Below are 26,296 nucleotides of genomic sequence, written 5' to 3' on the forward strand. Positions count from 1 at the left end.
GCATGAGTGTCACGCAGCGTAATGCACGTTGTCAACGAGTGTTTGAGGTTTTATGTGTTTTTTTGACCGATGAATGTGGAATTTTGGTCAAGGAACGGCCATCATACCACGAAACAAGTCAAACCATTGTACGTCTCCTAACAGGTCTGCAAGATGAATCACTCCAAGCGCCACAGCGAAATCCTGCGCCTGCTCGAGGATGAGGGTACGATCACCATCGCAGAGCTCGCCGACAAGCTTGGCGTCTCGCTGGAAACCGTGCGCCGCGACGTCAAGCCGCTCGCCGACGGTGGCTCGATCCTCAAGATGCACGGGGCCATCGGCCTTCCTTCGGTCGTCGGCGAAGCGCCTTTCGAGCGGCGCATGCGCGACAATGCCGACGCCAAGCGTGCCATCGCCAGGACTGTCGCCACCACCATCCATGACGGCGAGTCGGTCATGCTCGATACTGGCACGACGACAAGCTACCTGGCGCGCGAGCTTCTCGGCCATCGCCGCCTGACGGTGGTGACCAACTCCTCCGACATCGCCCGTACGCTGGCGACGGTGAACGGCAACAAGGTCTACATGGCCGGCGGCGAGTTGCGCAGCGACAGTGGTGCGGCCTTCGGCATCTCGGCGATCGAGTTCGTCAGCCGCTTCGCCGTCACCCATGCGGTGATCTCGGCCGGTGCTGTCGATGCCGAAAACGGCGTCATGGACTACAATCTCGAGGAGGCTGAGTTCGCCCGCGTCGTGCTGGCGCGCGGCCAGCGTTCGGTTGTCGTCACCGACCACAGCAAGTTCGGCCGCAAGGGCCTGGTCCAGGTATGCGGCTTCCACGGCTTTACCGAGCTCGTCACCGACAAGCAGCCATCCGACGACCTTGCCCAAGCCCTGGCCGACGCCGGGGCTCAGCTCACCATCGCGGGGCGTTGAACCAGACCTCAGGCCTGCGCGAAGACCAGCCTGAAGCAGGCGCCTTTCCTGTCGCTGCCGGCGAGCTCGATGCGGCCGCCATGGATCTGCATGATCTCGTGTACGAGGTTAAGTCCGAGGCCGGCGCCATGGCCGCGCGGGCGCAGGCGATAGAACGGCTCGAAGATCTTCTCCCGTTCCGCCGCCGGCACGCCGTCGCCCTCGTCCGAAACCTCGATCGTGGCCGGGCTGTTGACGCCGATGGTGATCCTGCCGGCATTGCCGCCGTGCTCGATGGCATTCTGGACGAGATTGGTGATGGCGCGCTCGACGGCGGTGCGGTCGCCATTGGCAAACAGCTCGCCGCGTGCCGGTTCGAACGACATCTCGTAGCCGGCGGCAAAGGCCATCGGCGCCAGGTCGACGACGACCCCACGGGCCACCGCCACCAGGTCGAAGCGGGTGAATTGCTGCGTCTGCCGGCCGAGCCGCTGGATGTCGAGAAGCTGGTCCGTCAGCGTCGACAGCCGCGCCGTGTCCTGCAACAGCCGCGCCCGTTCGGGCGTCGCCGGCAGCGAGGTGATGCGCGTGTTGAGGATGGCGACCGGCGTGCGCAATTCGTGCGCGGCGTCGATCAGGAAGCGTTTGTGCCGCTCATAACCCTTGTCGAGACGGTCGAGCGCCCCGTTGACAGCCTTCACCAGCGGCGCGATTTCGGTTGGGATTGCCTCGATTGGCAGGCGGACGCCGCGTTCTTCGACGTCGATCTTCTCGGCGAGAGTGGCAGCGCGCCGCATACCCTTGAAGGCATTGCGCACGACGAGGGGAATGACGATCAAGGTCGCCAGGCCCATGACGCCGCCGACGGGCAGAATGATGTCGGTGAACAGCTCCGGGGTTATCGACACCAGAGCCATGTAGTGAAACTCACCCTGCGCGCCAGTGAAGATCTGCACGCGGCCAGCCGCGGTATCCGCCCATTGTACGGTCGCCGACGTCTGCGTGCCGCCAAACTGCTTCACGAAAGTCGCGTCGTTGATGTAGTCTAGCGAAGAAGGAATGTCGATCAGCAGGCGGGGCACCTCGCCTTCGGAGATCTTGTTGCCTTCCGTGTCTCGCACGATGAACCAGAGGTTTGGCACCTCAGCGCGCAATCCGGCGAGCAGTGGTCCTTCCTTGAGCGTCAGCTTGCCGGCGTCGTCCTTGCGCACGGTCTTGCGCAACACGTCGATCGCGCGACCCTCATAATTGTCCGGGATCACGCCGGCGATGGTCAGCCCGGCGAGCAGGATGACGATCATCAGCGTCAGCAGAACGACCTGCAACACCACTAGGCGCCACACCAACTGCCACTTCAGCGAGCGCGGCCGGAAGAAGCGCTGGATATAGAAAAGCAGGCGCGCCAGTCTCATGAAATCTCGCGCAGGAGATAGCCGACGCCACGGACGCCATTGATCTCGACCTTGCCGTCGGCTTCGGCCAGCTTGCGCCGGAGCCGCGACACATGGGTGTCGAGCGCATTGGATTGGATCTCGTCGTCGAGGCCGAACACCGCTTCCATCAGCGACGAACGCTGCACCATGCGGCCCGTCCGACGCAACAGCGCTTCCAGCACCAGCAGCTCACGGCGCGGCAGCGTCAGCGGCTCGCCGCGGACCATGACCTCGCGATGGCCCAGATCGAAGGACAGGTCGCCGGCACGGATGACCTGCGTCTGCACATTGGCCGGCCGGCGCAACAGCGCGCGCAACCGCGCCAGCAGCTCCTCGAAGGCGAAGGGCTTGGCCAGATAGTCGTCGGCGCCCATGTCGAGCCCGTCGACCTTGTCGGAGGTGTCGCTGCGTGCCGTCAGCACCAGCACCGGTGTTGCGTTGCCGCGCGCGCGGATCTTCGGCACCAGCGTCAGGCCGTCGCCGTCGGGCAACTGCCGGTCAAGCAGGATCGCGTCGTAGTTCTCGCTGGCGGCAAAGTCGCCGGCCTCCAGCAGCGATGCGGCGTGATCCACCACCATGTCGTATCGCCGCAACGCCGTCTTCAAAGCCGAAGCCAGTTCTGGCTCGTCTTCCACAAGCAGTATGCGCATTTCAGTCCTCGAAGGGCCCCTCGGTGCCTTCCGGCTATTCCCTCAACATTGCAGAAGCATTGCGCAATAAAGGCCACGACCGAATGCAGCCGCCGAAATGCCCGGTTCTCAGGCTTTGTCGCAATGCATGTGTAATCCAGCGGCCTCAAACAGCTTTCGCTAAAGGCAGGCGACCGATTCGCCGGCAGACGATTTCGAAAGAGGTTCGCAATGGCCGCAAATGACACTTTATCCTTTCTCATGGCATGGGCCACCGCGCCACTCAAGGTCGCCTCGATAACGCCGTCCAGCTCCAGCCTGGCGACGCTGATGACCCGGGAGCTTGGCCCCGAGACCGGACCGGTCCTCGAACTCGGCGTCGGCACCGGCCCGTTCACCCGCGCCATGCTGGCGCGCGGTGTCAGAGAAAGCGACATGACGCTGATCGAATTCAACAGCGATTTCGCTCATTTGCTCAGGTGCCGCTTCCCCAAGTCGCGGGTGCTGGAAATGGATGCGGCCGATCTGCGCTACCGGCCGATCTATGACGGCCCGATCGCTGGCGCGGCTGTCAGCGGCCTGCCCTTCCTGGCGATCCCGCCACGCCAGACGCTCTCCATCCTGGAAGGTATTTTCGCCAATCTCCGGCCCGAGGGGGCGATGTACCTATTCACATACGGCTTCCGGTGTCCTATTGATCAGCCGCTTCTCGACAGGCTCGATCTCGAAGTGACGCGCATTGGCCATACCTTCCGCAACCTGCCGCCGGCAGCTGTTTATCGGATCACAAGGATGAAGCCGGCAAAGAGTTACGACTGGCGCTTTTCATGATTCCATCTTTCCTGGGCTTCGGCCTGCTCGGCGCGGCATGTCTTGCCTTCACCGAGAAGGTCTCGCCTGTTCCGCCATCGCATGTGCTGCTGCTGTTCCTCGGCATGACGGCTGCACCGGACGTTACGACACTTGTCCCGTTGATGTTTGCGACGACTTTCGGTTCGACCTTGGGATCGATGATCTGGTACACCGGCGGCAACTGGCTGGGGCCCGATCGCGCCGATGCAGCGGTCCGACGGTTCGGCAAATACATCTTCCTCAAGCACGCCACCTATCAGCGGCTGACGGTGGCTTATCGCCGCAACAACTTCCGCGCATCGCTGATCGCCCAGCTGGTGCCGGTGGCGCGGACCTATCTCGCGCTCGAGGCAGGCGTGCTCAGGCTACCGTTCGTGCCCTTCGCGATCGCCACCATGACCGGCGCCTTCATCTGGAACGCTGCCTTCCTGATTGGCGGCTATATGATGCGCGACAGCGACCACGACCCGGTGACCATCGGCTTTCGCATCATCGCCATCGTCGTCGTCGCCGAGATCGTCTTTCTCGTAGCTCTGCGCCACAGCGCGCGAGGGGAGGACAAGGACCGTCCCTCGGGCGAGACGCACCCATGACGGCCGGTGCCCGGCAACAGGCAACCTGCCGCCGGGCACTGCCTTTGATCGGGTTGTGGCTGCCTCAGCCCTGGATCACGCGATAGAAGTTCCAGTAGGACGAGCCTGAGACGACGAAGGGCTCGAGCTTCTTGCCCCATTGTGCATGGGCATCGATCTTGGACAGCTTGGCGAACATCTCTTCGATCTGCGCCAGGCTTTCGACGTTGTGGTTGACCTCGATTGTGGCTTCCTTGGCGCCGATCGATCCGGTCAGGATCTGCATGGCCATCTTGTCGGTTCCGGCCTGCGGACCGATTTCCCGTTCCCATTGGCGCAACAGATCGATGGCGCTCTGCTTGTGCCCGAAGCGGGCATCGATCTTCCAGCGTGCGACGAACATGGCTTCCTCCCATCTGGCGGGCGACCATTCGCCCGCATCCGATCACTCGTCCCAGGCCTGCACCACGGTCTGCCGCGCGATCTTGCCGTCCTTGAGTTCCAGCATCGCAGCGCAGAAGACTTTGGTGCCGTCCGGGTAGGCGCAGTCCTGCGAAAAGGCGAGGTTGTCGCCTTGCGCAATTGTCAGGTCGACGCGATGGCTCATCGCGCGGCTGCAGATGTCGTCCCAGAAGGTGGTGATCGCCGCGCGGCCGCGGATTTCGCGCGGCTTGCTGGGCGGGTTGTTACGGTCGATGACCCGCACCAGCGCGTCGTCGGCGTAGAAGCTGGACAGCATCGGCCCGTCGCGGCTTTCGATCGCCTTCTTGATCGAGGCACCGGTGACGGCTTCCTTGGTGGCAAGCATTTCTTCCTCCTGTCGGCCGGCCTCCCGAGGCGGCCCTGTGTTGCGACGGTCCCTGTGAGGACCTCGAAAACTACTGCGACTTCGCCTTGGCGGCGGCCATTGCCGTGTCGACCTCCTGCTTGAACTGTGGGTAGTCGACCTGCATGCCGTTCAGCACCGTCGACCAGTGGCGGACGACGGCCGCCATCGCCACCGCCTCGCGGATTTCTTCGTCGGTGGCGCCGTTGGCCTTGGCCGCGGCAGTGTGGAAATAGACGCAGTACTGGCACGGTATCTGGGCGGCGACGGCGAGGCCGAGCAGCTCCTTGGTCTTGCCGTTCAGCTCGGTCTTGGGATTGAGCTGGATGCCCTTGAACTCGGCCCAGGCGCCGGCAATGCCCGTTTCCGGGAATGCCTTGAAGAAGCTGGGCACCGAACCGAGCGTGGCTTCGATGTCCTTGTAGGTCGCCTCGGCAGAGGCGTCTTCGGCGCCGGCGCTCGAAGCTGCCAGAACGGCGAGGCCAGCTGCCATCGCCAGCGTGGTGAGCATTCCACTTGCCTTGGTCATGTCTTCCTCCTTCGCAGTTTCGAGGCGCTGTCTCCGCCTGCCTGCATCGGAAAACTTTAGTCCCAGGCGCCGCTTCACCGCTTCGCCCGAAAAGGCCACTGGTCCTATGGCCCGTCCGGGCCAATCTGCCGCACCGCGAATGCTGCCGCGGCCGCGCGCGAGGGCAGGTCGAGCTTGGTCAGGATGTTGGCGACATGGCGTTTCACCGTGTGTTCGCTGAGGCTGAGTTCGATGGCGATGGCGGCATTGCTCTTGCCGTCGGCGATGAGCGCCACGACCTCGTTTTCGCGCGCCGTCAAGGCCGAAGGCTCGGCTGCGGCGGGCGTGCGGCTGCGGCACGCCGGTTCGAGATGCTGCTCCGACGTCGCCTCGACCAGCGCCAGCGGTCCCTCCAGGTCATCGAGCGCCAGGCGACCGGCGTCGACGAAATGCAGGCCCGAGCCAGTCGCGATTTCGGAGACGAGCCGTGATGCCAGGATGCCGCCGCGCCCGGCATGTTCGGCAATCTTGACGGCGACACGCACTGTCAGCCCTGACGGTGGCCCGCGTGCGTCGATCTCGCCGACATGCACGCCCTGGGCGCTGGCGATGCCGATGCCCTGAGCCGCGTCGCGCAATGCAGCCGCACATCTGATGGCGCGCGCCGGCCCGTCAAAGCGGGACACCACCACGTCGCCATATTGATCGGCGATGCGGCCGCCATGGCGGCCGACAAGCAGGCGCAGCGTTTCCTGGAAGCGCAGGCTGCGTTCGCTCCACATCCGGTCGCCGAGCCGCGCTGTATCAGAGACGCGCGTCACCAACAGTGCCGCCAGCACCCGGTCGGTATCCGGCGGGGCATGGGTGCCGGTCAGGAATTCCTCGATCAGGTCGGCAACACGGTTGACGTCGCCCGTCCAGATCGGATGGTCGCGCCCTGAAATCTCGCAGAGCTGCGCGTCGGGAATGTTGCGGGCGAGGTAGCGGCTGGCCTCGGGGGCGACACGGGCATCGTTGCGGCGGTGGATCAGAAGCGTCTGCGCCCGAATGCTGGCCAGCGCACCGCGCACGTCGATCTCGGCGTTCATCCGGGCCAGTGCCGCGGCCGCCGTCGGGCTCGCCGACAAGCGTTCGAAGCGCGCCCACCAGGCGGCAAAGCGGGCGTCGTCGAGACGGCCCGGGGCGAAGTTCTGCAGCGTGGCGCCGGTGCCCCAGTTGGTCTCGGCCGCGTCGATGAATGTCTGCAGCCGCTCCGGGTCCATTACCCATTTGTGGAAATGGGCATAACCGGCATAGAGCACCAGCGAGCGGGTCCGTTCGGGATAGGTCGCGGCAAACAGGATCGCCATCGGCGCGCCCTCGGAGGCGCCGAGGATCGCCGCACGGCTCGATCCCGCGGCATCCATCACCGCGCGCACGTCGTCCATCCGCGTTTCGAGGCTGGGCAGCGCATTCGCGTCGACGCGGTCGGAAAGCCCGGTGCCGCGCTTGTCGAACAGGATCAGGCGCGAGAAGGCCGAGAGGCGCGACAGCAGCCGGCTGTAGCCTTCGTCTTCCCAGTGCAGGTCGAGATTGGAGATGAAACCGGGAACGAAGACGAGGTCGAGCGAACCCTGGCCAACCACCTGATAGGCGATCTGGACGTCACCGCTGCGCGCATATCGAGTAGCGATCGGCCTTGCCACAGCCATTCCGCCTGCAAATTGCATTAGGTCTGGCTAAGATTAGCAGGTTTCCGGCGGGAAGGTGAGGGGCCTTCGCCGGCCCCGGGGCCTGCTTTCAGGCTGCGTCCTGCCTGGGGCGCCGGATCTTGGCGGCGGCGTCGATGACCAGCGGCTTCATGCCCTTGCCGCCTTCGTCGAACATCTCGAAGAACTGGCGCCGCATCCGCGGATCCCAGAAGTCATTGATGTGCTTGGCGACGCCTGCAACACCCTCGTCATGGGGCTTGGACTCGAAGAATGTCGCGATCTGGTTCGCCATGTAGACGAGCTTTTCCTTCGTCCCCATCCTGTGCTCTTCATGCGACATTTTTGGCGGCTCCGGTGGTTACGCGGTCTGGATGGGTGAAGATGTCGAAATCGTCGCCGCGCACCAGTGCGATCAGCGTCATGCCGGCCTGTTCGGCGGTGCGGATGGCGAGTGCCGTCGGTGCCGAAACGGCGATGATGAAGGGCGCCCCGATGGCTGCCGTCTTCTGCACCATTTCCACCGACACGCGGCTGGTCACCACCACGGCGCCCGTACCGCCGCTGATGCCGGCTTTGTTCAGCGCACCCGCGAGCTTGTCGAGCGCATTGTGGCGGCCGACGTCCTCGCGTGCTGCCACGATGCCCTTGCCGGGCACGTAGAAACCGGCGGCGTGCACCGCGCCAGTCTCGGCATGCAGCGGCTGTACCTTGGACAGCAGCTTCACCGCCTGCACGATGTCGTCGGCGGAAAGCCCTGATGACGATGTGTGGACGTCGTCGACCGAACGCATCGCCTCCTCGATCGATTCGATGCCGCAAAGGCCGCATCCGACCGGGCCGGCAAGCCGGCGGCGGCGTTGCTCGAAGCGCTTGTTGGCCTTGTCCTTGAGCCTGATCTGGATGTCGATGCCGGCCTCGACATCGAGCACTTCGATCGTTTCGATCTCCTTGACCGAGCCGATGATGCCTTCGGTCAGCGAGAAACCGAGCGCGAAATCCTCGAAGTCGGCTGGGCTCGCCATCATCACCGCATGGGTGGTGCCGCCATAGGACAGCGCCACCGGCGTCTCCTCCGGCACCAGGCGGTTGGCCACCGTGATGCCGCTCGCCCGGCGGGCGAGACGGCTGGTCTGGGTGATGGCGGGGCGGTCGGTCACCGCAAGGCTACTCCGCCGCTTCCAGATGGCCGGCGATGCGGCGGCTCTGCTGGGCCTGCTCGTTGTAGTCCTTCTGCCAATCCGACGGACCGTTGGAGGCGCCGACCTGAACCGCCGTTACCTTGTATTCCGGACAATTGGTTGCCCAGTCCGAGAAGTCGGTGGTGATGACGTTGGCCTGCGTGTCGGGGTGGTGGAAGGTGGTGTAGACCACGCCAGGCGACACCTTGTCGGTGATCGTCGCACGCAGCGTCGTTTCTCCGGCACGGCTCTGCAGCCTGACCCAGTCGCCGTCGCGCAGGCCGCGCTGTTCGGCGTCGTGCGGATGGATTTCCAGCAGGTCCTCGGCGTGCCAGGCAACGTTTTCGGTGCGCCGTGTCTGCGCGCCGACATTGTACTGGCTGAGGATTCTGCCGGTGGTCAAAAGCAGCGGGAAACGCGGGCCGGTCTTTTCGTCGGTCGCGACATACTCGGTGCGGATAAACTTGCCCTTGCCGCGGACGAAGCCGTCGATGTGCATGATCGGCGTGCCTTCCGGCGCCTTGTCGTTGCACGGCCACTGCACCGAGCCCATCTTCTCCAGGAACTCGTAGGAGACGTTGGCGAAGCTCGGCGTCGTCTTGGCCACCTCGTCCATGATCTCGGACGGGTGCTGGTAGTTCCAGTTCAGGCCCATCGCCTGAGCGAGGCGCTGCGTCACTTCCCAGTCGGCGAGGCCGTTCTTCGGTGCCATCACCTTGCGCACGCGGTTGATGCGGCGCTCGGCGTTGGTGAAGGTGCCGTCCTTCTCGAGGAAGGTCGAACCGGGCAGGAACACGTGGGCGTAGTTGGCGGTCTCGTTGAGGAACAGATCCTGCACGACGACGCATTCCATGGCTTCCAGGCCGGCCGACACGTGCTTGGTGTCGGGGTCCGACTGCAGGATGTCTTCGCCCTGGATGTAGATGCCCTTGAAGGTGCCGTCGACGGCGGCATCCAGCATGTTGGGGATGCGCAGACCGGGCTCGTTGTCGAGCTTGACGCCCCACAGGCTGTCATAGATGTCACGCACCGCGTCGCCCGAGATGTGGCGGTAGCCCGGCAGTTCGTGCGGGAACGAGCCCATGTCGCAGGCGCCCTGAACGTTGTTCTGGCCGCGCAGTGGGTTCACGCCGACGCCTCTGCGGCCGATATTGCCGGTCAGCATGGCGAGGTTGGCGATGCCGATGACGGTCGTCGAACCCTGGCTATGCTCGGTGACGCCGAGGCCGTAATAGATCGCGCCGTTGCCGCCGGTGGCGTAGAGGCGGGCCGCACCGCGGATGGTCTCGGCCGGAACGCCCGACAGCTTCTCGACTTCCTCGGGGCTGTGGCGCGGATCCGAGACGAACTCGGCATAATCCTGGAATTCCGACCAGTCGCAGCGCTCGCGGATGAACTTCTCGTCGAACAGGCCTTCGGTGACGATGACATGCGCGATCGCGGTAACCACGGCGACGTTGGTGCCCGGCTTCAACGCCAGATGATGCTCGGCCTCGATATGGGCCGACTTCACCATTTCGGTGCGGCGCGGATCGATGACGATAAGCTTGGCGCCGGCGCGCAGGCGCTTCTTCAGGCGCGAAGCAAACACCGGGTGGGCCGAGGCAGGGTTGGCGCCGATGATCAGCGCGACATCGGTGTCCTCGACCGAGTCGAAGTCCTGTGTACCGGCTGACGTGCCATAGGTCTGGCCGAGGCCGTAGCCGGTCGGCGAGTGGCAGACGCGGGCGCAGGTGTCGACGTTGTTGTTGCCAAAGCCCTGGCGGATCAGCTTCTGCACGAGGAAGGTTTCCTCATTGGTGCAGCGCGACGAGGTGATGCCGCCGATGGCGCCGCGGCCGTACTGATACTGGATGCGGCGGAATTCCTTGGCCGTGTGTGTCAGCGCCTCTTCCCACGACACTTCACGCCACGGATCGGTGATCTTGTCGCGGATCATCGGGTTGAGGATGCGCTCCTTGTGCGTGGCATAACCATAAGCGAAGCGGCCCTTGACGCAGGAGTGGCCACGGTTGGCCTTGCCGTCCTTCCACGGCACCATGCGCACGAGCTCGTCGCCGCGCATCTCTGCCTTGAACGAGCAGCCGACACCGCAATAGGCGCAGGTGGTGACGACCGAGTGCTCGGGCTGGCCGATCTCGATCACAGACTTTTCCGTCAGCGTCGCCGTCGGGCAGGCCTGCACGCAGGCGCCGCAGGAAACGCACTCGCTGTCGAGGAACAGTTCATGCGCGCCGGGCGAGACACGGCTGCCGAAGCCGCGGCCTTCGATGGTCAGCGCAAACGTGCCCTGCACCTCTTCGCAGGCCCGCACGCAGCGCGAGCAGACGATGCATTTGGACGGGTCGTAGGTGAAATACGGGTTGGACTCGTCCTTGGCCATCCACTTGAAGTTTGCGACGCCGTCGTTCTTGGCGCGAACATGGTTGTCGCCTTCATAGCCGTAGCGCACGTCGCGCAGGCCGACGGCACCCGCCATGTCCTGCAATTCGCAGTCGCCATTGGCGGCACAGGTCAGGCAGTCGAGCGGGTGATCGGAGATGTAGAGCTCCATCACGCCCTTGCGGATGTCCTTGAGGCGGCCGGTCTGGGTATGCACGACCATGCCGGGCATGACAGGCGTCGTGCAGGACGACGGCGTGCCGTTGCGGCCTTCGATCTCGACCAGGCAGAGGCGGCAGGAGCCGAAGGCGTCGACCATGTCGGTGGCGCAGAGCTTCGGGATGGCGATGCCCGCTTCCATCGAAGCGCGCATGATCGAGGTGCCTTCGGGCACGGTGACCTCGAAGCCGTCGACGGTCAGCGTGACTTGCTTTTCGGCCTTGGAGGCAGGGGTGCCGAAGTCGATTTCGTGAATGAGACCCATGATGTCGTCTCCTATTCCGCTGCCTGGGCGACCGCTGCCGGCCGGAAGTCTTCGGGGAAATGGTGGATGGCGCTCATGACAGGGTACGGAGTAAAACCGCCGAGAGCGCAAAGGGATCCAAACTTCATCGTGTTGCAGAGGTCGGTCACCAGCGCGAGCTGCTTTTCCGGCTCGATGTTCTGCTTGAGCTTGTCGAGCGTTTCGACACCGCGCGTCGAGCCGATGCGGCAGGGCGTGCACTTGCCGCAGCTTTCGATGGCGCAGAATTCCATGGCGAAGCGCGCCTGCTTCAGCATGTCGGCGCTGTCGTCGAACACGGTGATGCCGGCATGGCCGATCAGGCCGTCACGTTTGGCGAACTCCTCATAGTCGAATGGCGTATCGAACAGAGCGCGCGGGAAGTAGGCGCCGAGCGGGCCGCCGACCTGCACCGCCTTGACCGGACGACCGGTCGCCGTGCCGCCGCCGATCTCGTCGACGATCTCGCCCAGCGTCAGGCCGAAGGCAACTTCGAACAGGCCGCCATGCTTGACGTTGCCGGCGATCTGGATCGGGATGGTGCCGCGCGAGCGGCCCATACCGAAGTCCTTGTAATACTGCGCGCCCTTGTCCATCACGATCGGCACCGAGGCGAGCGAAATCACGTTGTTGATGACTGTCGGCTTGCCGAACAGGCCCTGGATCGCCGGCAGCGGCGGCTTGGCACGGACCACGCCGCGCTTGCCTTCGAGGCTGTTGAGCAGCGAGGTTTCCTCGCCGCAGACATAGGCGCCGGCGCCCGAGCGGATTTCGATGTCGAAGCCCTGGGAGGATCCAAGCACGCTCTTGCCGAGCACGCCGGCGCGACGGGCAACTTTCACCGCCTTGTCCATCACGGCGATGGCGTGAGGATATTCGGAGCGGATGTAGACGTAACCCTTGGTGGCGTGGGTGGCGAGGCCGGCGATCGCCATGCCCTCGATCAGCACGAACGGGTCGCCTTCCATGATCATGCGGTCGGCGAAGGTCGCCGAGTCGCCTTCGTCGGCATTGCAGACGATGTACTTCTGATCGGCCGCGGTATCGAGAACGGTCTTCCACTTGATGCCGGTCGGGAAGCCGGCGCCACCGCGGCCGCGCAGGCCGGACTCGGTCACTTGCTTGACGATGTCGGCCGGCGCCATTGACACGGCCTTGCGCAGGCCGGCAAGGCCGCCATGAGCTTCGTAATCTTCCAGCGAAATCGGGTCGGTGATGCCGCAGCGGGCGAAGGTCAGGCGCGTCTGCTTGGCGACAAATGGCAGCTTTTCCGGATCGCCGAGCGACAGCTTGTGCTGGCCGCCATTGGCCAGGCCGGCGTCGAACAGCGAAGCGACGTCCTTGGCAGAGACCGGGCCGTAGGCAACGCGACCGGCTTCGGTCCTTACTTCAACCATCGGCTCGAGCCAGTACAGGCCGCGCGAACCGTTACGCACGATCCTGGCGTCGATGCCGCGTGCAGCAATTTCTTTCTCGACCGCCTTGGCGACCTTTTCGGCGCCGAGCGACAGTGAACCCGAATCGCCGGGAATGTAGATCGTCACGCTCATGAGCGGATCTCCTCGGCGATTTCATCGATCTTGTCGGCGTCGAGACGGCCGATCACTTCGCCGTCGAGCATCGCGGCAGGAGCACAGGCGCACAGGCCGAGGCAATAGATCGGCTCCAGCGTCACTGCGCCATCCTTGCTCGTCTCGTGGAAACCAATGCCGAGCTTCTGCTTGATCTGGGCGGCGATCGCGTCGCTGCCCATCGACTGGCAGGCTTCGGCCTGGCAGACCTTGAGCACGTGCCGGCCGGCCGGGTGGTGGCGGAAATCGTGATAGAAGGTGAAGACGCCGTGCACTTCGGCACGCGACAGGTTCAATGCCTCGGCGATGATCGGCAGGGTTTCCTGCGGAACATAGCCAAACTCTTCCTGGACACCATGAAGGATCGGGATCAGCGGACCCTCGAGGTTCTTCAATTCGCTTATCACCGCAGCGGTTCGCTCGGCGAGTTCGGTACTTGCTGGCTGCATGACCACGCAGCGCCCTCCCTGACTTCGCGCCGTTCCCTTGGCGCAGTATGTCTATTGAACCGATCCAAGGGGCCGGAATCAATAAAGCTGTTTCGTCGTATGATAAAAATTTTCTATCGAGTGGACGAAAGCAGGGGGTAGTGTAGGTCAGGACCTGCGGCGGAAATCGCCTGCCAGCGCCATGGCTTCGTCAAGCAGCGCCTGCACCAGCGTGGTGTTCGGATCGCGCTTGGCGACCACCAGTCCGACCGTGTGGCTGGCATCGGGCTCGACGATCGGTATTGCACGGATCGGTTCGGCAAAACCGAATGTTTCCGCGAGGTTGAGCGGCATGATCGACGACCATTTGCCGGTCCTGATGTGCGAGAAAAGCACGATCATCGAGTTCGATTCCAGCGTCGGCCGCACCTGAACGCCGGCATCTGCCAGGTGCTGGTCGATGATGCGGCGGTTCTGCATGTCGGGGGTGAGCAGGCACAGCGGCAGCGTGCTGACCTCTTCCCATGTCACCTTGTCACGATCGGAATATTCGTTCCCCGCCGCCGTGATCAGCTGGTAGCGCTCTGCATAGAGCGGCACGCTGGTCACCCGGCCGAGCGGCTCGTTGTCGAGATAGGTGATTCCCGCGTCGATCTCGAAATTGCCGAGCAGCGACAGAACCTCGATCGAGGTGCGCGAGAGGATCGAGAAGGTGACGCCGGGGTGCTTGTCGCGGAACGGCGTCGTCAGCCTCGGCACCATGGCAAGCGCCGTCGGGATGGCGGCAATGCGGATTCGGCCGGACAGGCCGTGCCGAGCCGCACGCATCTCCTCGCGCATGGCGCGAGTGTCGCCGACGATGCGCCGCGCCCAGTCCAGCACCTGCCGTCCCTCGGGCGTCAGCCCCTGAAAGCGCGAGCCGCGCTGCACCAGCATCACGCCAAGGATGTCCTCGAGCTGCTTGATGCCGGCCGACAGCGTCGGCTGGGTGACGCCGCATTCCTCGGCGGCGCGCCCGAAATGTTGCTCCCTTGCGAGCGCGATGAAGAACTCAAGCTTGTCGATCATGCCGGAAAACTATCCGGCGTCGGTCGAATTAGCCAGTCTTCACAAGGGACTACCGCATCAAAATCACTGGTTGATCAGGTTGAGGATGTTGCCGTCGGGATCCTTGAACCAGGCAACCCGCAAGTCGCCGAAGACATGGACGTCGCCTTCGAGCCTGACATCGGGCATGTCGTAGTGCTCGAACGCCACGCCCTTCGACCTCAGCTCATCGACGAGGCCGTCGATCCGGTCGCCGACGGCCCAGGTGACCGAGGTCGCCTTGTTGGTTCCGGCATAGTCCGAGCGGTAGACGTTGATCACAGTGTCGCCGCTCTTCAGCACCGACACCTCGTCGCCCATGTGCTCGACCTCGCTGAGACCGAGCGTCTTTTCGTAGAAGGCCCTGGCGCGTCCGAGATCCCTGACGGCCACATTGGCAACGGCATTGATTTGACCAAGCATGTCAGTCTCCTCTCTGTTGCCCCCGCATTGGGGCAAAGCCCCGGTTGAATATAGTGCCACCCGGTTGGGCGGCAGGTCTTGCTGTGCTGAGACTGGTAAACTCACGAGCCGGCAAGGCGTTTCCGTTCGGCGATCGCCTTGATGCTCGCGAGGCCCTTTTCGAAGTCTTTGCCGACCATTTTGTCGAAGTTCATGAACACCTGCATCACCTTCGACATGAACGGTGACGGACCGGTCATTTCCCAGTTCAGGCGCGTCTTTCCGGCCCTCGGTTCCATGGTGAAGCGGGCCTCATTGTGCGCTTCGAACGGCTTCAGGAAGTCGAGCTTGATGACAACCTTGTTCGGTGCCACAGCTTCGGTGATCTCCATCCGGCCGCTGCCGACCTTCTTGTTACCGTCCCATTCGTAGACCGCGCCGCGGCCGGTGCTCGCACCGCTCATCTTGCGCTTGAGGTCGGGGTCGAGCGCCTCCCATGGCGACCAGTCGCGCCAATTGTGGAAGTCATTGATCAGCGAAAAGACGGTATCAGGGTCTGCGTCGACATCGGTCGTACGCTGGATCGAGAAGATAGCGGGTTTGGTCGCGGCGATCGCCAGGATGATGAGGATCGCGAGCACGAGCAGCCCGAGGATGATGGCAAGAACCTGCATTGTCGTCTCCTGGGTATGGCTGGTTCAGCGGCGGAATGGGATCAGCGCCTGCAGACGCGGATCGCGCAGATACAGCCCGCCCCAGGCCATCAGCCCGAGATAGACGCCGAACAAGGTGTGCGAAAGCATCGGATTGCCGATGCGCAGGTGGATGGCGATGGCGCCGCCGAGATAGCCGGTCAGAAGGATCGCGCCGAGGATCGCAGTGCGTGGCCAGGCGTAGAGGATCGTGCATGCCAGGGTCAGCACGCCGAGTGTGCGTGCGAGCCCCGAAGGCAGGCCGAGCGTCGCCATGGTGTCGTGCACGACCTGCAGCGGCACCAGCTTGATTGCGCCGTCAAACAAAAGGAAGGCGATGACCAGGCCGCTGAGAACGCGTCCGGTCCACAGGACGCCATTGGAAATTGCGGGCGTTGCAACTGCAGTATTCATTGTCAGTTTCCTCGTAATGCCGCTAGTTTGAAATTATTCGCCAGCGTTGCCGCTGCTGATCATCCAGGGTGTTCCGAACTTGTCCTTCAGCATGCCGAACCCCTTGGCCCAGAAGGTCGGGGCAAACGGCATGGTGACAGTTCCGCCGTCGGCAAGGGCTGCGAAGATGCGCTCGGCGCGGGCAAGGTCGCCGAGGTCGACCGAGATCGAGAATCCGCCCATTTCGCTCGCATATTGTGGCGGCGAGTCCGACGCCATCAGCGACTGGTCACCGATCGACAGTTGCACGTTCATCACCTTGTCCTGCCAGTCCGCAGGCATGCTGCTCTCGCCGGGTTCGTCACGATAGGTCACCAGGCCGACGACCTGTCCGTCGAACACGTCGGCGTAGAACTCGAAAGCCTCACGGCAATTGCCGTTGAAGAAGAGGTAATTGACGAATTTCATCACGGTTCTCCGGGTGATTGCTCTCCGTATGCCCCAAGGACGCAGCAGGCAGCGCTGATCCTACATCCCTGCTGAAGTTTCTTTGCCGGTGTAACATGGCGCCGGATCAGGCACTTGCCAGCGGTCAGGATCCGGCTGCCATTTCGGGTAGCTTGGTTCTTCCGCCAAACTGCATTATCTCAGGCTCGACACAGAGCAGCAGGTTCGTCACATGACAGTCACCAAGGAAATCGTTGTCGAGCGTCTCAAGACGGTCAATGGCCCGGATTTCTCAGGCAACATCGTCGATCTCGGATTGGTTTCCGACATCTTCATCGCCGACGGCAAGGTGTTCTTCTCGATCACCGTGCCGGCCGCCCGCGCCCAGGAGATGGAGCCGCTGCGTGCCGCGGCCGAACGCGTCGTCAAGGCGATCCCGGGCGTCAACGGCGCCGTCGTCGCCCTGACCGCAGAGAAAAAGGGCGGCGGCATGGAAGCGCCGGTGCCGCAGAAGCCAGCACCTCGTCCGACGCCCGCACCGGCGGCACGGCCTGCTCCGCACGCACCGGCTTCGCAGACGCAGGGCAAGCGCGGAGTTCCTGGCATCGCCTCGATCATCGCCGTTGCTTCCGGCAAGGGCGGCGTCGGCAAGTCGACGACTGCCGTCAACATTGCGCTTGGCCTCGCTGCCAACGGCCTCAAGGTCGGCGTGCTTGATGCCGACATCTACGGCCCGTCAATGCCCAAGCTGCTTGGCATCCATGGCCGCCCGGAAACTGTCGACGGCAAGATCCTCAAGCCGATGCAAAATTATGGCCTCAAGGTCATGTCGATGGGCTTCCTCGTCGACGAGGAAACGCCGATGATCTGGCGCGGCCCGATGGTCATGTCGGCGCTGACCCAGATGCTGCGCGAGGTCGAATGGGGTCCACTTGACGTGCTCGTCGTCGACATGCCGCCCGGCACCGGCGATGCCCAGCTGACCATGGCCCAGCAGGTGCCGCTGGCGGGTGCCGTCATCGTCTCGACGCCGCAGGATCTGGCACTGATCGACGCGCGCAAGGGTCTGAACATGTTCAAGAAGGTCGACGTGCCGCTGCTCGGCATCGTCGAGAACATGAGCTATTTCATCGCTCCCGACACCGGCAAGCGCTACGACATCTTCGGCCATGGCGGAGCCAAGCGTGAGGCCGAGCGCCTCGGCGTCACTTTCCTCGGCGAAGTGCCGCTGGAAATGGGCATCCGCGAGAGCTCCGACGCCGGCACGCCGGTCACCGTCGCCAAACCCGACAGCGCTCAGGCGCAGACCTACCGCGACATCGCCGCCAAGGTCTGGGAGCGTCTGCGGGAGGAAAAGGGTGCCGCCGAAGCGGCGACGCCGACGATCGTGTTCGAATAGGCGAGGGCTAGGAGGCTCGTGAGACTACTGTCTCATCCTTCGCACCCCTCTCTGTCCTGCCGGACATCTCCCCCGCAAGGGGGGAGATTGGCAGCTCGGACGCCGCAGCACATCCTGCAACGCTGGTGATTGGCGAAAGTCGATTTGACGGCTGATCTTCCCCCTTGCGGGGGAGATGTCCGGCAGGACAGCGAGGGGTGCGAAAGATCGCTACCCGACCGAGTTCCGCCTCACCCCACCCGCGACGGTATACGCCTCATCTCAAACCCCGTCTTGGTCGTCTGGAACCCGGCGTTGCGGTAAAAACCCAGCGTCGCCGGCTCCTTCGAGCTGGTCAGTAACATCACCTTGTAGCAGCCGAGCGACCACGCCTCCTCGACGGCCGTGAGCAGCACTGCCTTGCCATGGCCCCGGCCGCGGAAGTCGGCATGGGTCACCACATTCTCGATCAGCGCATAGTTGGCGCCGCCGCGGACGAAGTTGGGCACCACCACAAGCGTGCAGGTCGCCACCTGCCTTCCGTCGACCAGGCCGAGCAAGATGCCGCTCGGCCCGTACTGCGAGAACCGCTCCCAGATCTCTTCCGCATGTCCGGTGCTGACTGGCTCGTCAGGCACGAGATGACGATAGAGCTGCACCAGTTCGGGCAGGTCCTCGCGGGTCGCCCGGCGGATGGTCAGCTCGTCGGCCATGGGTTTTCCTTCGGAGTGGCTGGATGCCTGCGGGTGTTGCCGATGGGCCCCGCTCAGGCTTCGCGTGCCAGATAGGCGGGCAGGTCGGCGATCGAATCGAGCACCACGTCGGCCATCGGCGTCAGCGATTCCCGCGTGCCGGTGCCCGACAGCACGGCGATGGCCAGGGCGCCGCCAGCCTTGGCCATCTCGAGGTCGTGACGATTGTCGCCGACCATGGCGATCTCCTTCGGCTTGAGGCCGGTGAGGTCGGAAAAGGCATGGATCGCATCGGGCGCCGGCTTGGGGTTGGCGACGGCGTCGTAGCCATAGGCCGCGTCGAACAACTGGGCGATGCCGAGCGACAGCAGCGTCTTCTCCGCGCCGCCGGTCGAATCGTTGGTGGCGACGCCGAGGCGGAAGCCGGCGCTGTGCAGGCTCGCCAGCGCATCCTTGCTGCCCGGCAGCGGCACGGCCTTGGCCGAGCCCTGCTCGGCCGATACCTGGTCGAACATCCTGATCAGGTCAGAGCGCTCGCTGTCGGTCGCGCCGGGATACCAGAGCGCGACGATATCGGCGTTGGTGCCGGCGGCAAAAACCGAATCGGCCTTGAAGCAATGGGCGCTGAAATCGTAGCCGGCTGCTTCCATCAGCGCGGTTGCCTGCGCCTGGTCGCCATCCGCCGCCTTCAGCGCCATCATTTCGCCGATGGCGAACCACGTCGCCTGGAAATCGACAAGGGTCCCGTCCTTGTCGAAAAGTATGCCCTTGATGCCCCTCAAATCACTCACTCCTCCGACCATGCGCCCCGGCGGAAGGCCGAATGCGCAGGTGCAATGCCAGGGGCGCCGTCCGCTTCTATTGCCCGCGCGGCGCTCTGAGGCGGTGGATATGCTCCACGAGGCCGGCTGTCGAGGAGTCATGACGCGCGGCATTTTCTCGCCCATCCACGACAGGCAACAAGCCGGTGGCCAGTTCCTTGCCGAGTTCGACGCCCCATTGGTCGAAGGCATTGATGCCGAACAGCTGCGCCTCGACGAAGACGCGGTGCTCATATAGCGCGATCAGCCGGCCGAGCATGTAGGGGTCGAGCTTACGGTAGAGGATCGTCACCGACGGGCGATTGCCCGAGAAAACGCGGTGCGGCGCGATCTTGTCGACCTCCTCCGGCTTGATGCCCTTGGTCAGCATCTGCCGCCGTGCTTCCTCGAGCGTACGGCCCTTCATCAGCGCTTCCGACTGCGCCAGGCAGTTGGCGAGCAGCAGGTCATGGTGTTCCTGCAACTCAGGTTCATGGCCTTCCGCCGCCGCGAGAAACTCGACGGGGATGAAGTCGGTGCCCTGGTGCAGCAACTGGAAGAAGGCGTGCTGGCCGTTGGTGCCCGGCTCGCCCCACACCAGCGGACCCGTCGGCGTCACCACGCCGCCGCCCGTTATCGTCACGCTCTTGCCGTTCGATTCCATGTCGAGCTGCTGCAGATAGGCTGGCAGGCGCGACAGGCGCTGGTCGTAGGGGATGACGGCGCGGGCCGGATAGCTGCACACCACCCGGTGCCAGAAGCCGATCAGCCCCATCAGCACCGGAATGTTCTTGAGCAGCGGCGCCGTGGCGAAATGCTTGTCCATGGCATGCGCGCCGGCCAGGAATTCGCGGAAGTTCTTCGGTCCGATGGCGATCATGATCGGCAGGCCGATCGCCGACCATAGCGAATAACGCCCGCCGACCCAGTCCCAGAAGCCGAACACGCGTGACGGCTCGATGCCGAAGGCGGCAACCTTGTCGAGAGCCGTCGATACGGCGGCGAAATGGTGGCCCACCGCCTTGGCCCCCAGCTTCTCCTCCACCCAGCGCCGCGCAGTGGCGGCATTGGTCATGGTCTCGACCGTGGTGAAGGTCTTCGACGCGATGATGAACAGCGTCGTGCCGGCGTCGAGCCCCTTCAGCGTGTCGTGGATATGGGCGCCGTCGATGTTGGAGACGAAATGCGCGCGCGGCCCGTCATGATAGGGCGCCAGCGCCAGCGTCGCCATGGCCGGACCAAGGTCGGAACCGCCGATGCCGATATTGACGATGTCGGTGATCTTCTTGCCGGCGGCACCTGACGCCTTGCCCGAGCGGACGTCGTCGGCGAAGGCCGCCATGGCATCGAGCACGGCGTGCACGTCAGCCGTCACATCGTGGCCGTCGAGCATGACCGGCTCGCCGCGTGGATTGCGCAGAGCCGTGTGCAGTACGGCGCGGTCTTCGGTGACGTTGATGCGCTCGCCGGCGAACATCGCGGCGCGCCGGCCTTCGAGATCGACCGAGTGTGCCAGCTTTTCCAGCAGCGTCATGGTCTCGGCGTCGACAGCACATTTCGACCAGTCGAGCAAAAGGTCGTCGTCGGAGGCGGAAAAATGCTGGAACCGCTTCGGGTCGGAAGCGAATGCCGCCCGGAGATTTCTGGGTGCGTCCTGATGGTGGCTGCGAAGCGCGGCCAGTGCCGCCTTGAAAGGTTGGTCGATCACCTGGGAACTCCGGAAATGTCAGCTGCTGGCATCATCCTAGCAGACCTTGGGGCTGATTGAGAGGCGTCGCGGCGGACTATCGCCGCAAATTTCAATCGATTCAATAGATGTCTTTCAATCGATTTAATCGGTGTCATTTGCAACCGCCGCTGGAAAGGTTCACTGGCATAAATCTATAAGATTAGAAAAATTGATTGGTGCAACTGCTTGTGCCAAGGATAGCTTTCTATGGTCCAGCGAAGTCAAAAGACTGGACATGCAGGAAACGTCCCCATGCCACAGCGAAACGATACGGCTATCTGGTCAGGCTTGTTCAGAATTTCGGCGGAATCAGGTCAGACGCTCCAGGCCCAGATCCGACAGGCGATCGTCGCCGCCATTCTCGACCGTCAGATCGCGGCGTCGATGCCGCTGCCGTCGTGCCGAATCCTTGCCGAAAAACTGGGCGTCGCGCGTGGCACCGTCGTATTGGCGTTCCAGCAGCTCGTCGACCAGGGCTTCCTCGTCGCGCGCGAGCGCCGTGGCCACTTCGTCAATCCCGAAGTGCTGGCGACGCCGGCCAAGCCGCAGCAGAAGAGCCCCGATCAGGCCAATGAAATCGATTGGAAGGCGCGCCGCCAGATCGCTGCCTCCGACATGCAGCCGCCGGCCAAGCTCGATAACTGGATCAAGTCGTCCTATCCCTTCGTCTACGGCCAGTTCGACCCGACTTTGTTCCCGACCGCAGAATGGCGTGAATGCAACCGCATGGCGCTGGCCGTGCTCGAAATCCGCAACTGGGCGGCCGACATGGTCGACCGCGACGATCCGTTGCTGATCGAGCAGATCCAGGCGCGTCTGCTGCCGCGGCGCGGCATCTTCGCCAATCCGGATGAGATCATCGTCACGCTGGGCGCCCAGAACGCGCTCTACATGCTGGCCACGCTCCTGATGAGCAAGGGCTCCAAGGTGGCGATGGAGGATCCGGGCTACCCCGACGCGCGCTCGATCTTCCGCCTCGCTGGCGCCGACATCGAGCCGGTGCCTGTCGACCATTCGGGCATCGTCACCTCGGCGATTCCGTCGGACGCCGGCTTTGTCTTCGTCACGCCGAGCCACCAGTGCCCGACCATGGTGCCGCTGAGTGCCGAGCGCCGGCAGGACCTGCTGGCGCGCGCGGCGCGCAACAACCAGATCATCATCGAGGATGGCTATGACAGCCAACTGCTCGACGAAGCGCCGCAGCAGGCCTTGAAGAGCCTCGATCGCTCGGGCCGCGTCGTTTATGTCGGCTCGATGTCGAAGACGCTCGCGCCAGGCCTGCGCCTTGGCTACATCGTCGCTTCGGCCGACCTCATCTCCGAGTTGCGCGCATTGCGCCGCTTCATGCTGCGCCACCCGCCGGCCAACAATCAGCGCGCAGTGGCATTGTTCCTGTCGCTCGGCCATCACGAGGCGCTGGTGCGCCGCCTCTCCACCGCCTTCGGCGAGAGGCGCAAGCGATTGGTCCAGGCGATCTCGGCTTTTCTGCCAGAATGGCAGTCGACCGACTCGGCCGGCGGCACGTCTTTGTGGCTGGAAGGCCCCCGCGGCACCGACTCGCGCGGTCTTGCGGCAGCGGCAGCGGCGCGCTCGGTCATCATCGAGCCGGGTGAGCGTTTCTTCGAGCATTCCGACAAGCCGACACGCTTCATGCGGCTGGGCATCTCCTCGATCGCGCTCCAGCATATCGAGCCTGGAATCCGCGAACTGGCAACCGCTGCCGGCCGTCGGCCCGCCGCTGCGTGATCCCTCAGCAACGCTGCCCGCCTCCTGGCGCGTGGCGTTGCACCACTTTTTCCAGCTTCCGATCCCTGCCCGATTTCGGCTCCGATTTCAGGCCTATCGTCCATGCCGGCCGCCGCTTCGTGCCGCCGCGCATATATGAGCGCTCTGGCATATCCGGCGCAATCTGCTGGCCCATAGTCTGGGCCAATGGACGTTGCATAGTCGCGCAAAGGGAACGAGGCGACGCGACGGTGGCATAATCACTGCGGGCCAGCCTCACACGAATTCGGAGGACCTGCATGTCAGTTGCCGTCGAAAGCCATGACCTGTCTGCGGAACAACGCTCACGAAGGTCCGGTGGCAGGGAGGCGCGACGGGCGATGCGCGCTGCTCCGCTGGCCGACGATATCCGCCCCGTGCGGGCCGGCCTGGAGGGCGGCACCTTCAAGGCATTGGGCCAGAACGATCTCGAACGCATCCACGAGGCGGTACTGACCCTGCTCGAAACCGTCGGCTTCGCCAACGCCATCCCGAGCTGCATCGAGGCGCTGAAGCGGGTCGGCGCCAGCTACGGCGACGACGGCCGCATCCGCTTCCCCAGGGAATTGGTGCTGTCGACCATCAGGAACGCCGCCCGCAACTTCACGCTCTGCGGCCAGGACCCGAGGCACGACATGGTGATTCAGGGCAGGCGGGTCCACTACGGCACCGCAGGTGCCGCTGTTCACCTCGTCGACGTCGAGAAGCGCGAATACCGCGAAAGCCTGCTGCAGGACATCTACGACGCCGCCCGCATCGTCGACGGGCTCGACAACATTCACTTCTTCCAGCGTCCGATGGTGCCGCGCGACATCCCAGACCCGCTGGAGATGGACTTCAACACGCTTTATGCCTGTGTCTCGGGCACCTCCAAACATGTCGGCACCAGCTTCACCGTGCGCGAGAACGTGGCGCCTGCCTTGCAGATGCTCTACGAGATATCAGGCGGCGAGGAAAATTTCCGCGCCCGCCCCTTTGTCTCCAACTCCAATTGCTTCGTCGTGCCGCCGATGAAATTCGCCGAGGATGCCTGCGGCGTGCTCGAAGCCTGCGTCGAGGGCGGCATTCCGATCCTGCTGCTCTCCGCCGGCCAGGCCGGCGCCACCGCACCTGCAGCCATCGCCGGCGCCGTCGTCCAGGCGGTCGCCGAAGTGCTGGCCGGCCTCGTCTATGTCAACGCGCTGAAACCCGGCCACCCCGCCATCTTCGGCACCTGGCCCTTCGTCTCCGACCTGCGCACCGGCGCCATGTCCGGCGGCTCGGCCGAGCAGGCGCTGCTGACTTCAGCCTGCGCCCAGATGGCCCAGTTCTATGACCTGCCCGGTGGCTCGGCCGCCGGCATGGCCGACTCCAAGCTGCCCGACATCCAGTCCGGCTACGAAAAGGGCATCACCAATGTCATGGCCGGGCTGTCCGGGCTCAATCTGGTCTATGAATCCGCCGGCATGCATGCCTCGTTGCTCGGCTTTTGCCTGGAAAGCCTGATCATCGACAACGACATGCTGGGCCAATGCTTGCGCTGCGTGCGCGGCATCGAGGTCTCCGATGAGGCACTCTCCATCGCCACCATCTCCGAAGTCTGCCTCAACGGCCCCGGCCATTATCTCGGCAACGAGCAGACGCTCCGGCTAATGCAGACCGAATATTTCTATCCCGCCGTGGCCGACCGCTTCTCGCCCAAGGAATGGAACGAAAAGGGCAAGCCGGATCTGCTGGGCAAGGCGATCGCGGAGAAGAGACGCATCCTTGCCGAGCGTTTTCCGCGACATATCCCGCGCACCCTCGACGACAGGCTGCGCGCCCAATTCGGCGAACTGATCAAGTTGCCGCGCTCGGGCATGGGCGGGTAACGCCAGAAACTCCTGGCGGTGTTTCAACAGACCTGCTGTGCGGCCTAGGCTGCGCGTGAAGACTCGGCCACTCGCGCGGCAAGTGCCTTCGCATGAGCCACAATGTCGAAGCCCGGCGCGTTGGCCACATCCATTCCGAGCGGGACACCCGCGTCGAGAATACGCCGCGCCGCGACATGGACGCGGTTGGCGTTGATCGTCTCGACGGCAGCCAACTGCTGGTCGCGGAAGCATAGCGCGACATGACCGTCATTGACTGCCAGTGTTTGCACCACATCGTCAGGCTGCCTCACTCCCACCATTTTCAGCTTGAGCTCGCCGATATCGCTCCAGAACCAGGGCGTCTCCGGTGTCAGATCGGGCTTGCCGCAGAACTGGGCCGCGATGCGGCGTGCCTGGAAGGTGGCATTGGCCACGCTCTCCAGCCGGGCGCCGCCACGCAGCCGCGCACAGTCGCCAATGGCCGAGATGTTGGCAGCCGATGTCGCCAACGCTTCGTCGACCAGAATGCCGTCGTCGACGTCGAGCCCGGCATGGTCGGCGAGCTCGATACTGGGCACGGCGCCGATGCCGATGACAACAAGCTCCGTCGCGCACAACCTGCCGTCGCCCAGCCGAACGCCGGTCACGCGATGCCTGCTGCCTTCGAAACCGGCAACATCGGCGCCGACGATGATCTCGATGCCCATCTCCCGCAGCGCCGTCGCTAACACCTTGGCCGTCCCCTCGGACACCGAGCGGCTCAGAGGCAGCGGACGCGACGCGGCGATGGTCACCTTCACGCCGCGCCTCGCCAGTACGGCGGCCACCTCGAGGCCGAGATAACCCGCACCAACGACGAAGGCCCTCGTGCCGATGACGACAGACGAGGCCAGCCGGTAGGCGTCGCCGAGATCGCGGATCGAGACGATGCCGTTCAGCTCCTCGCCAGGAACCGCAAGCCGGCGGTTGCGCGCGCCGGTAGCGAGGATCAACTGGTCATAGGCAAGCTGTTCGCCGCTTCCCAGCGTCAAACGCTGCCTCCTGGCGTCAATTTCTTCCACCGCCGTACCGCGCCGCAGCCCGATGTCCTGCGTCGCGTAGAACGCCGCCGGCCTGAGCGCGATCGCCTCATCGGTCAGCCCCTCGGCAAAGCGCTTCGACAGCGGCGGGCGATGATAGGGCAGGGTGCTTTCTGCACTGACCAGCTCGATGTCCCCGTCAAAACCCTCGTCGCGCAGCGAGGCAGCCGCCTGCACGCCGGCGTGACCGGCACCGACAATGACGATGCGCTCCATCAGGCGGCTCCCGGGATCGCCACGCTCAGGCCATTCAGTTCGGGCGCGAGCCTGATTTGGCACGCAAGGCGGCTCTGTTCGGTCACGTCCTCGGCCAGCGAAAGCATGTCGGTCTCGTCGTCGGCCGGCGCCGGCAGCCTGCCTGTCCAGTCCAGAGCGACATGGACGTGGCAGGTGCCGCATGAGCAGCCGCCGCCGCATTCGGCGACGATGCCCTTGATGCCGGCGCCGAGGATGGCGTTCAGCAGCGTGCTGCCGGGATCGGCGCTCAGGATGCGCCTGTTGCCGTCGGCTTCGGTGAAGTTGATTTCGATCAT

Annotated in this window: 27 protein-coding genes; 6 read left to right on the forward strand and 21 right to left on the reverse strand. The window is 64.2% G+C overall.

What is annotated here, in order from left to right; genetic code table 11:
• The first annotated feature begins 153 nt into the window (after positions 1-153).
• Positions 154-918 carry a DeoR/GlpR family DNA-binding transcription regulator gene (locus Amn_RS04210; RefSeq protein ID WP_154386877.1) on the forward strand — a complete coding sequence of 255 codons (765 nt, stop codon included), beginning with the start codon at positions 154-156 and terminating at the stop codon, positions 916-918.
• Positions 919-926: 8 nt separating this feature from the next.
• Here the strand turns inward: Amn_RS04210 and Amn_RS04215 are convergent, their stop codons facing one another.
• Both Amn_RS04215 and Amn_RS04220 read right to left on the reverse strand, forming a co-directional pair.
• Entirely contained in the window at positions 927-2,309 is a 1,383-nt protein-coding gene (locus Amn_RS04215) for a sensor histidine kinase (RefSeq protein WP_067965573.1), read from the reverse strand.
• A complete protein-coding gene (locus Amn_RS04220; RefSeq protein ID WP_067965571.1) occupies positions 2,306-2,980 on the reverse strand; it encodes a response regulator transcription factor in 675 nt (224 codons plus the stop codon). Before Amn_RS04220 ends, Amn_RS04215 begins: the two co-directional genes overlap by 4 nt.
• Positions 2,981-3,190: 210 nt before the next feature.
• Here Amn_RS04220 and Amn_RS04225 point away from each other — a divergent pair, with 210 nt between their 5' ends.
• Positions 3,191-3,790 (forward strand): class I SAM-dependent methyltransferase, encoded by a 600-nt coding sequence (locus Amn_RS04225; RefSeq protein ID WP_154386879.1) that lies wholly within the window; start codon positions 3,191-3,193, stop codon positions 3,788-3,790.
• Complete coding sequence (locus tag Amn_RS04230) at positions 3,787-4,404, forward strand: DedA family protein (protein ID WP_067965568.1); 618 nt, start codon at positions 3,787-3,789, stop codon at positions 4,402-4,404. Before Amn_RS04225 ends, Amn_RS04230 begins: the two co-directional genes overlap by 4 nt.
• 64 nt (positions 4,405-4,468) lie before the next feature.
• On the opposite strand, the gene Amn_RS04235 is transcribed toward Amn_RS04230, so the two are convergent.
• The 14 genes from Amn_RS04235 to Amn_RS04300 form a co-directional block, all read right to left on the reverse strand.
• Positions 4,469-4,786, reverse strand: a complete 318-nt coding sequence (locus Amn_RS04235; protein WP_067965566.1) for a hypothetical protein — start codon at positions 4,784-4,786, stop codon at positions 4,469-4,471.
• Positions 4,787-4,828: 42 nt separating this feature from the next.
• Positions 4,829-5,191 (reverse strand): nuclear transport factor 2 family protein, encoded by a 363-nt coding sequence (locus Amn_RS04240; protein WP_067965564.1) that lies wholly within the window; start codon positions 5,189-5,191, stop codon positions 4,829-4,831.
• Between the two features lie 70 nt (positions 5,192-5,261).
• A complete protein-coding gene (locus tag Amn_RS04245) occupies positions 5,262-5,738 on the reverse strand; it encodes a carboxymuconolactone decarboxylase family protein (protein WP_067967121.1) in 477 nt (158 codons plus the stop codon).
• Between the two features lie 104 nt (positions 5,739-5,842).
• Positions 5,843-7,408 carry an alpha/beta fold hydrolase gene (locus Amn_RS04250; protein WP_157097174.1) on the reverse strand — a complete coding sequence of 522 codons (1,566 nt, stop codon included), beginning with the start codon at positions 7,406-7,408 and terminating at the stop codon, positions 5,843-5,845.
• Positions 7,409-7,496: 88 nt separating this feature from the next.
• Positions 7,497-7,727 (reverse strand): formate dehydrogenase subunit delta, encoded by a 231-nt coding sequence (locus Amn_RS04255; RefSeq protein WP_067965560.1) that lies wholly within the window; start codon positions 7,725-7,727, stop codon positions 7,497-7,499.
• 10 nt (positions 7,728-7,737) lie between these two features.
• A complete protein-coding gene (fdhD, locus tag Amn_RS04260; RefSeq protein WP_067965559.1) occupies positions 7,738-8,565 on the reverse strand; it encodes a formate dehydrogenase accessory sulfurtransferase FdhD in 828 nt (275 codons plus the stop codon).
• Between the two features lie 7 nt (positions 8,566-8,572).
• On the reverse strand, positions 8,573-11,452 hold the full coding sequence (gene fdhF / locus Amn_RS04265; RefSeq protein WP_067965557.1) for a formate dehydrogenase subunit alpha: 2,880 nt from the start codon (positions 11,450-11,452) through the stop codon (positions 8,573-8,575).
• A gap of 11 nt (positions 11,453-11,463) precedes the next feature.
• On the reverse strand, positions 11,464-13,020 hold the full coding sequence (locus Amn_RS04270) for a formate dehydrogenase beta subunit (RefSeq protein ID WP_067965554.1): 1,557 nt from the start codon (positions 13,018-13,020) through the stop codon (positions 11,464-11,466).
• Positions 13,017-13,496: a formate dehydrogenase subunit gamma gene (locus Amn_RS04275; RefSeq protein WP_067965552.1), complete on the reverse strand. Its 480-nt coding sequence runs from the start codon at positions 13,494-13,496 to the stop codon at positions 13,017-13,019. Before Amn_RS04275 ends, Amn_RS04270 begins: the two co-directional genes overlap by 4 nt.
• Positions 13,497-13,637: 141 nt before the next feature.
• Positions 13,638-14,537, reverse strand: a complete 900-nt coding sequence (locus Amn_RS04280; RefSeq protein WP_067965550.1) for a LysR family transcriptional regulator — start codon at positions 14,535-14,537, stop codon at positions 13,638-13,640.
• A 63-nt stretch (positions 14,538-14,600) separates the two neighbouring features.
• Positions 14,601-14,978: a VOC family protein gene (locus tag Amn_RS04285; RefSeq protein WP_067965548.1), complete on the reverse strand. Its 378-nt coding sequence runs from the start codon at positions 14,976-14,978 to the stop codon at positions 14,601-14,603.
• A gap of 101 nt (positions 14,979-15,079) precedes the next feature.
• Positions 15,080-15,631 (reverse strand): SRPBCC family protein, encoded by a 552-nt coding sequence (locus tag Amn_RS04290; protein ID WP_286294883.1) that lies wholly within the window; start codon positions 15,629-15,631, stop codon positions 15,080-15,082.
• 24 nt (positions 15,632-15,655) lie between these two features.
• Positions 15,656-16,063 carry a DoxX family protein gene (locus Amn_RS04295; protein ID WP_286294884.1) on the reverse strand — a complete coding sequence of 136 codons (408 nt, stop codon included), beginning with the start codon at positions 16,061-16,063 and terminating at the stop codon, positions 15,656-15,658.
• Positions 16,064-16,096: 33 nt separating this feature from the next.
• Entirely contained in the window at positions 16,097-16,510 is a 414-nt protein-coding gene (locus tag Amn_RS04300; RefSeq protein WP_067965541.1) for a VOC family protein, read from the reverse strand.
• 211 nt (positions 16,511-16,721) lie between these two features.
• Between Amn_RS04300 and Amn_RS04305 the strand changes: the two genes are divergently transcribed.
• Positions 16,722-17,888, forward strand: a complete 1,167-nt coding sequence (locus Amn_RS04305) for an Mrp/NBP35 family ATP-binding protein (protein WP_067965538.1) — start codon at positions 16,722-16,724, stop codon at positions 17,886-17,888.
• A gap of 230 nt (positions 17,889-18,118) precedes the next feature.
• Here Amn_RS04305 and Amn_RS04310 read toward each other — a convergent pair whose 3' ends face one another.
• The 3 genes from Amn_RS04310 to pgi are packed head-to-tail and all read right to left on the reverse strand — an operon-like array spanning position 18,119 to position 21,067.
• A complete protein-coding gene (locus Amn_RS04310; protein ID WP_286294885.1) occupies positions 18,119-18,580 on the reverse strand; it encodes a GNAT family N-acetyltransferase in 462 nt (153 codons plus the stop codon).
• Between the two features lie 53 nt (positions 18,581-18,633).
• Positions 18,634-19,362 (reverse strand): HAD family hydrolase, encoded by a 729-nt coding sequence (locus Amn_RS04315; RefSeq protein ID WP_182575542.1) that lies wholly within the window; start codon positions 19,360-19,362, stop codon positions 18,634-18,636.
• Between the two features lie 55 nt (positions 19,363-19,417).
• Entirely contained in the window at positions 19,418-21,067 is a 1,650-nt protein-coding gene (pgi, locus tag Amn_RS04320; protein ID WP_502874749.1) for a glucose-6-phosphate isomerase, read from the reverse strand.
• A 273-nt stretch (positions 21,068-21,340) separates the two neighbouring features.
• Here pgi and pdxR point away from each other — a divergent pair, with 273 nt between their 5' ends.
• Both pdxR and Amn_RS04330 read left to right on the forward strand, forming a co-directional pair.
• The gene (gene pdxR / locus Amn_RS04325) at positions 21,341-22,834 is read left to right on the forward strand and encodes a MocR-like pyridoxine biosynthesis transcription factor PdxR (RefSeq protein ID WP_286294887.1); all 1,494 of its coding nucleotides are present in this window, start codon (positions 21,341-21,343) and stop codon (positions 22,832-22,834) included.
• Between the two features lie 278 nt (positions 22,835-23,112).
• Positions 23,113-24,702 carry a trimethylamine methyltransferase family protein gene (locus tag Amn_RS04330; protein ID WP_067965530.1) on the forward strand — a complete coding sequence of 530 codons (1,590 nt, stop codon included), beginning with the start codon at positions 23,113-23,115 and terminating at the stop codon, positions 24,700-24,702.
• A 44-nt stretch (positions 24,703-24,746) separates the two neighbouring features.
• Here Amn_RS04330 and Amn_RS04335 read toward each other — a convergent pair whose 3' ends face one another.
• Together Amn_RS04335 and Amn_RS04340 are read right to left on the reverse strand one after the other, a co-directional pair.
• Complete coding sequence (locus Amn_RS04335) at positions 24,747-25,979, reverse strand: NAD(P)/FAD-dependent oxidoreductase (RefSeq protein WP_286294888.1); 1,233 nt, start codon at positions 25,977-25,979, stop codon at positions 24,747-24,749.
• Positions 25,979-26,296, reverse strand: coding sequence for a 2Fe-2S iron-sulfur cluster-binding protein (locus Amn_RS04340; RefSeq protein ID WP_182575544.1), 318 nt, complete (start codon positions 26,294-26,296; stop codon positions 25,979-25,981). The genes Amn_RS04335 and Amn_RS04340 overlap by 1 nt, the downstream gene beginning before the upstream one ends.

Origin of the sequence: Aminobacter sp. Y103A (assembly GCF_030294925.1) — a bacterium.
In the GTDB taxonomy this organism is placed as follows: domain Bacteria; phylum Pseudomonadota; class Alphaproteobacteria; order Rhizobiales; family Rhizobiaceae; genus Aminobacter; species Aminobacter ciceronei.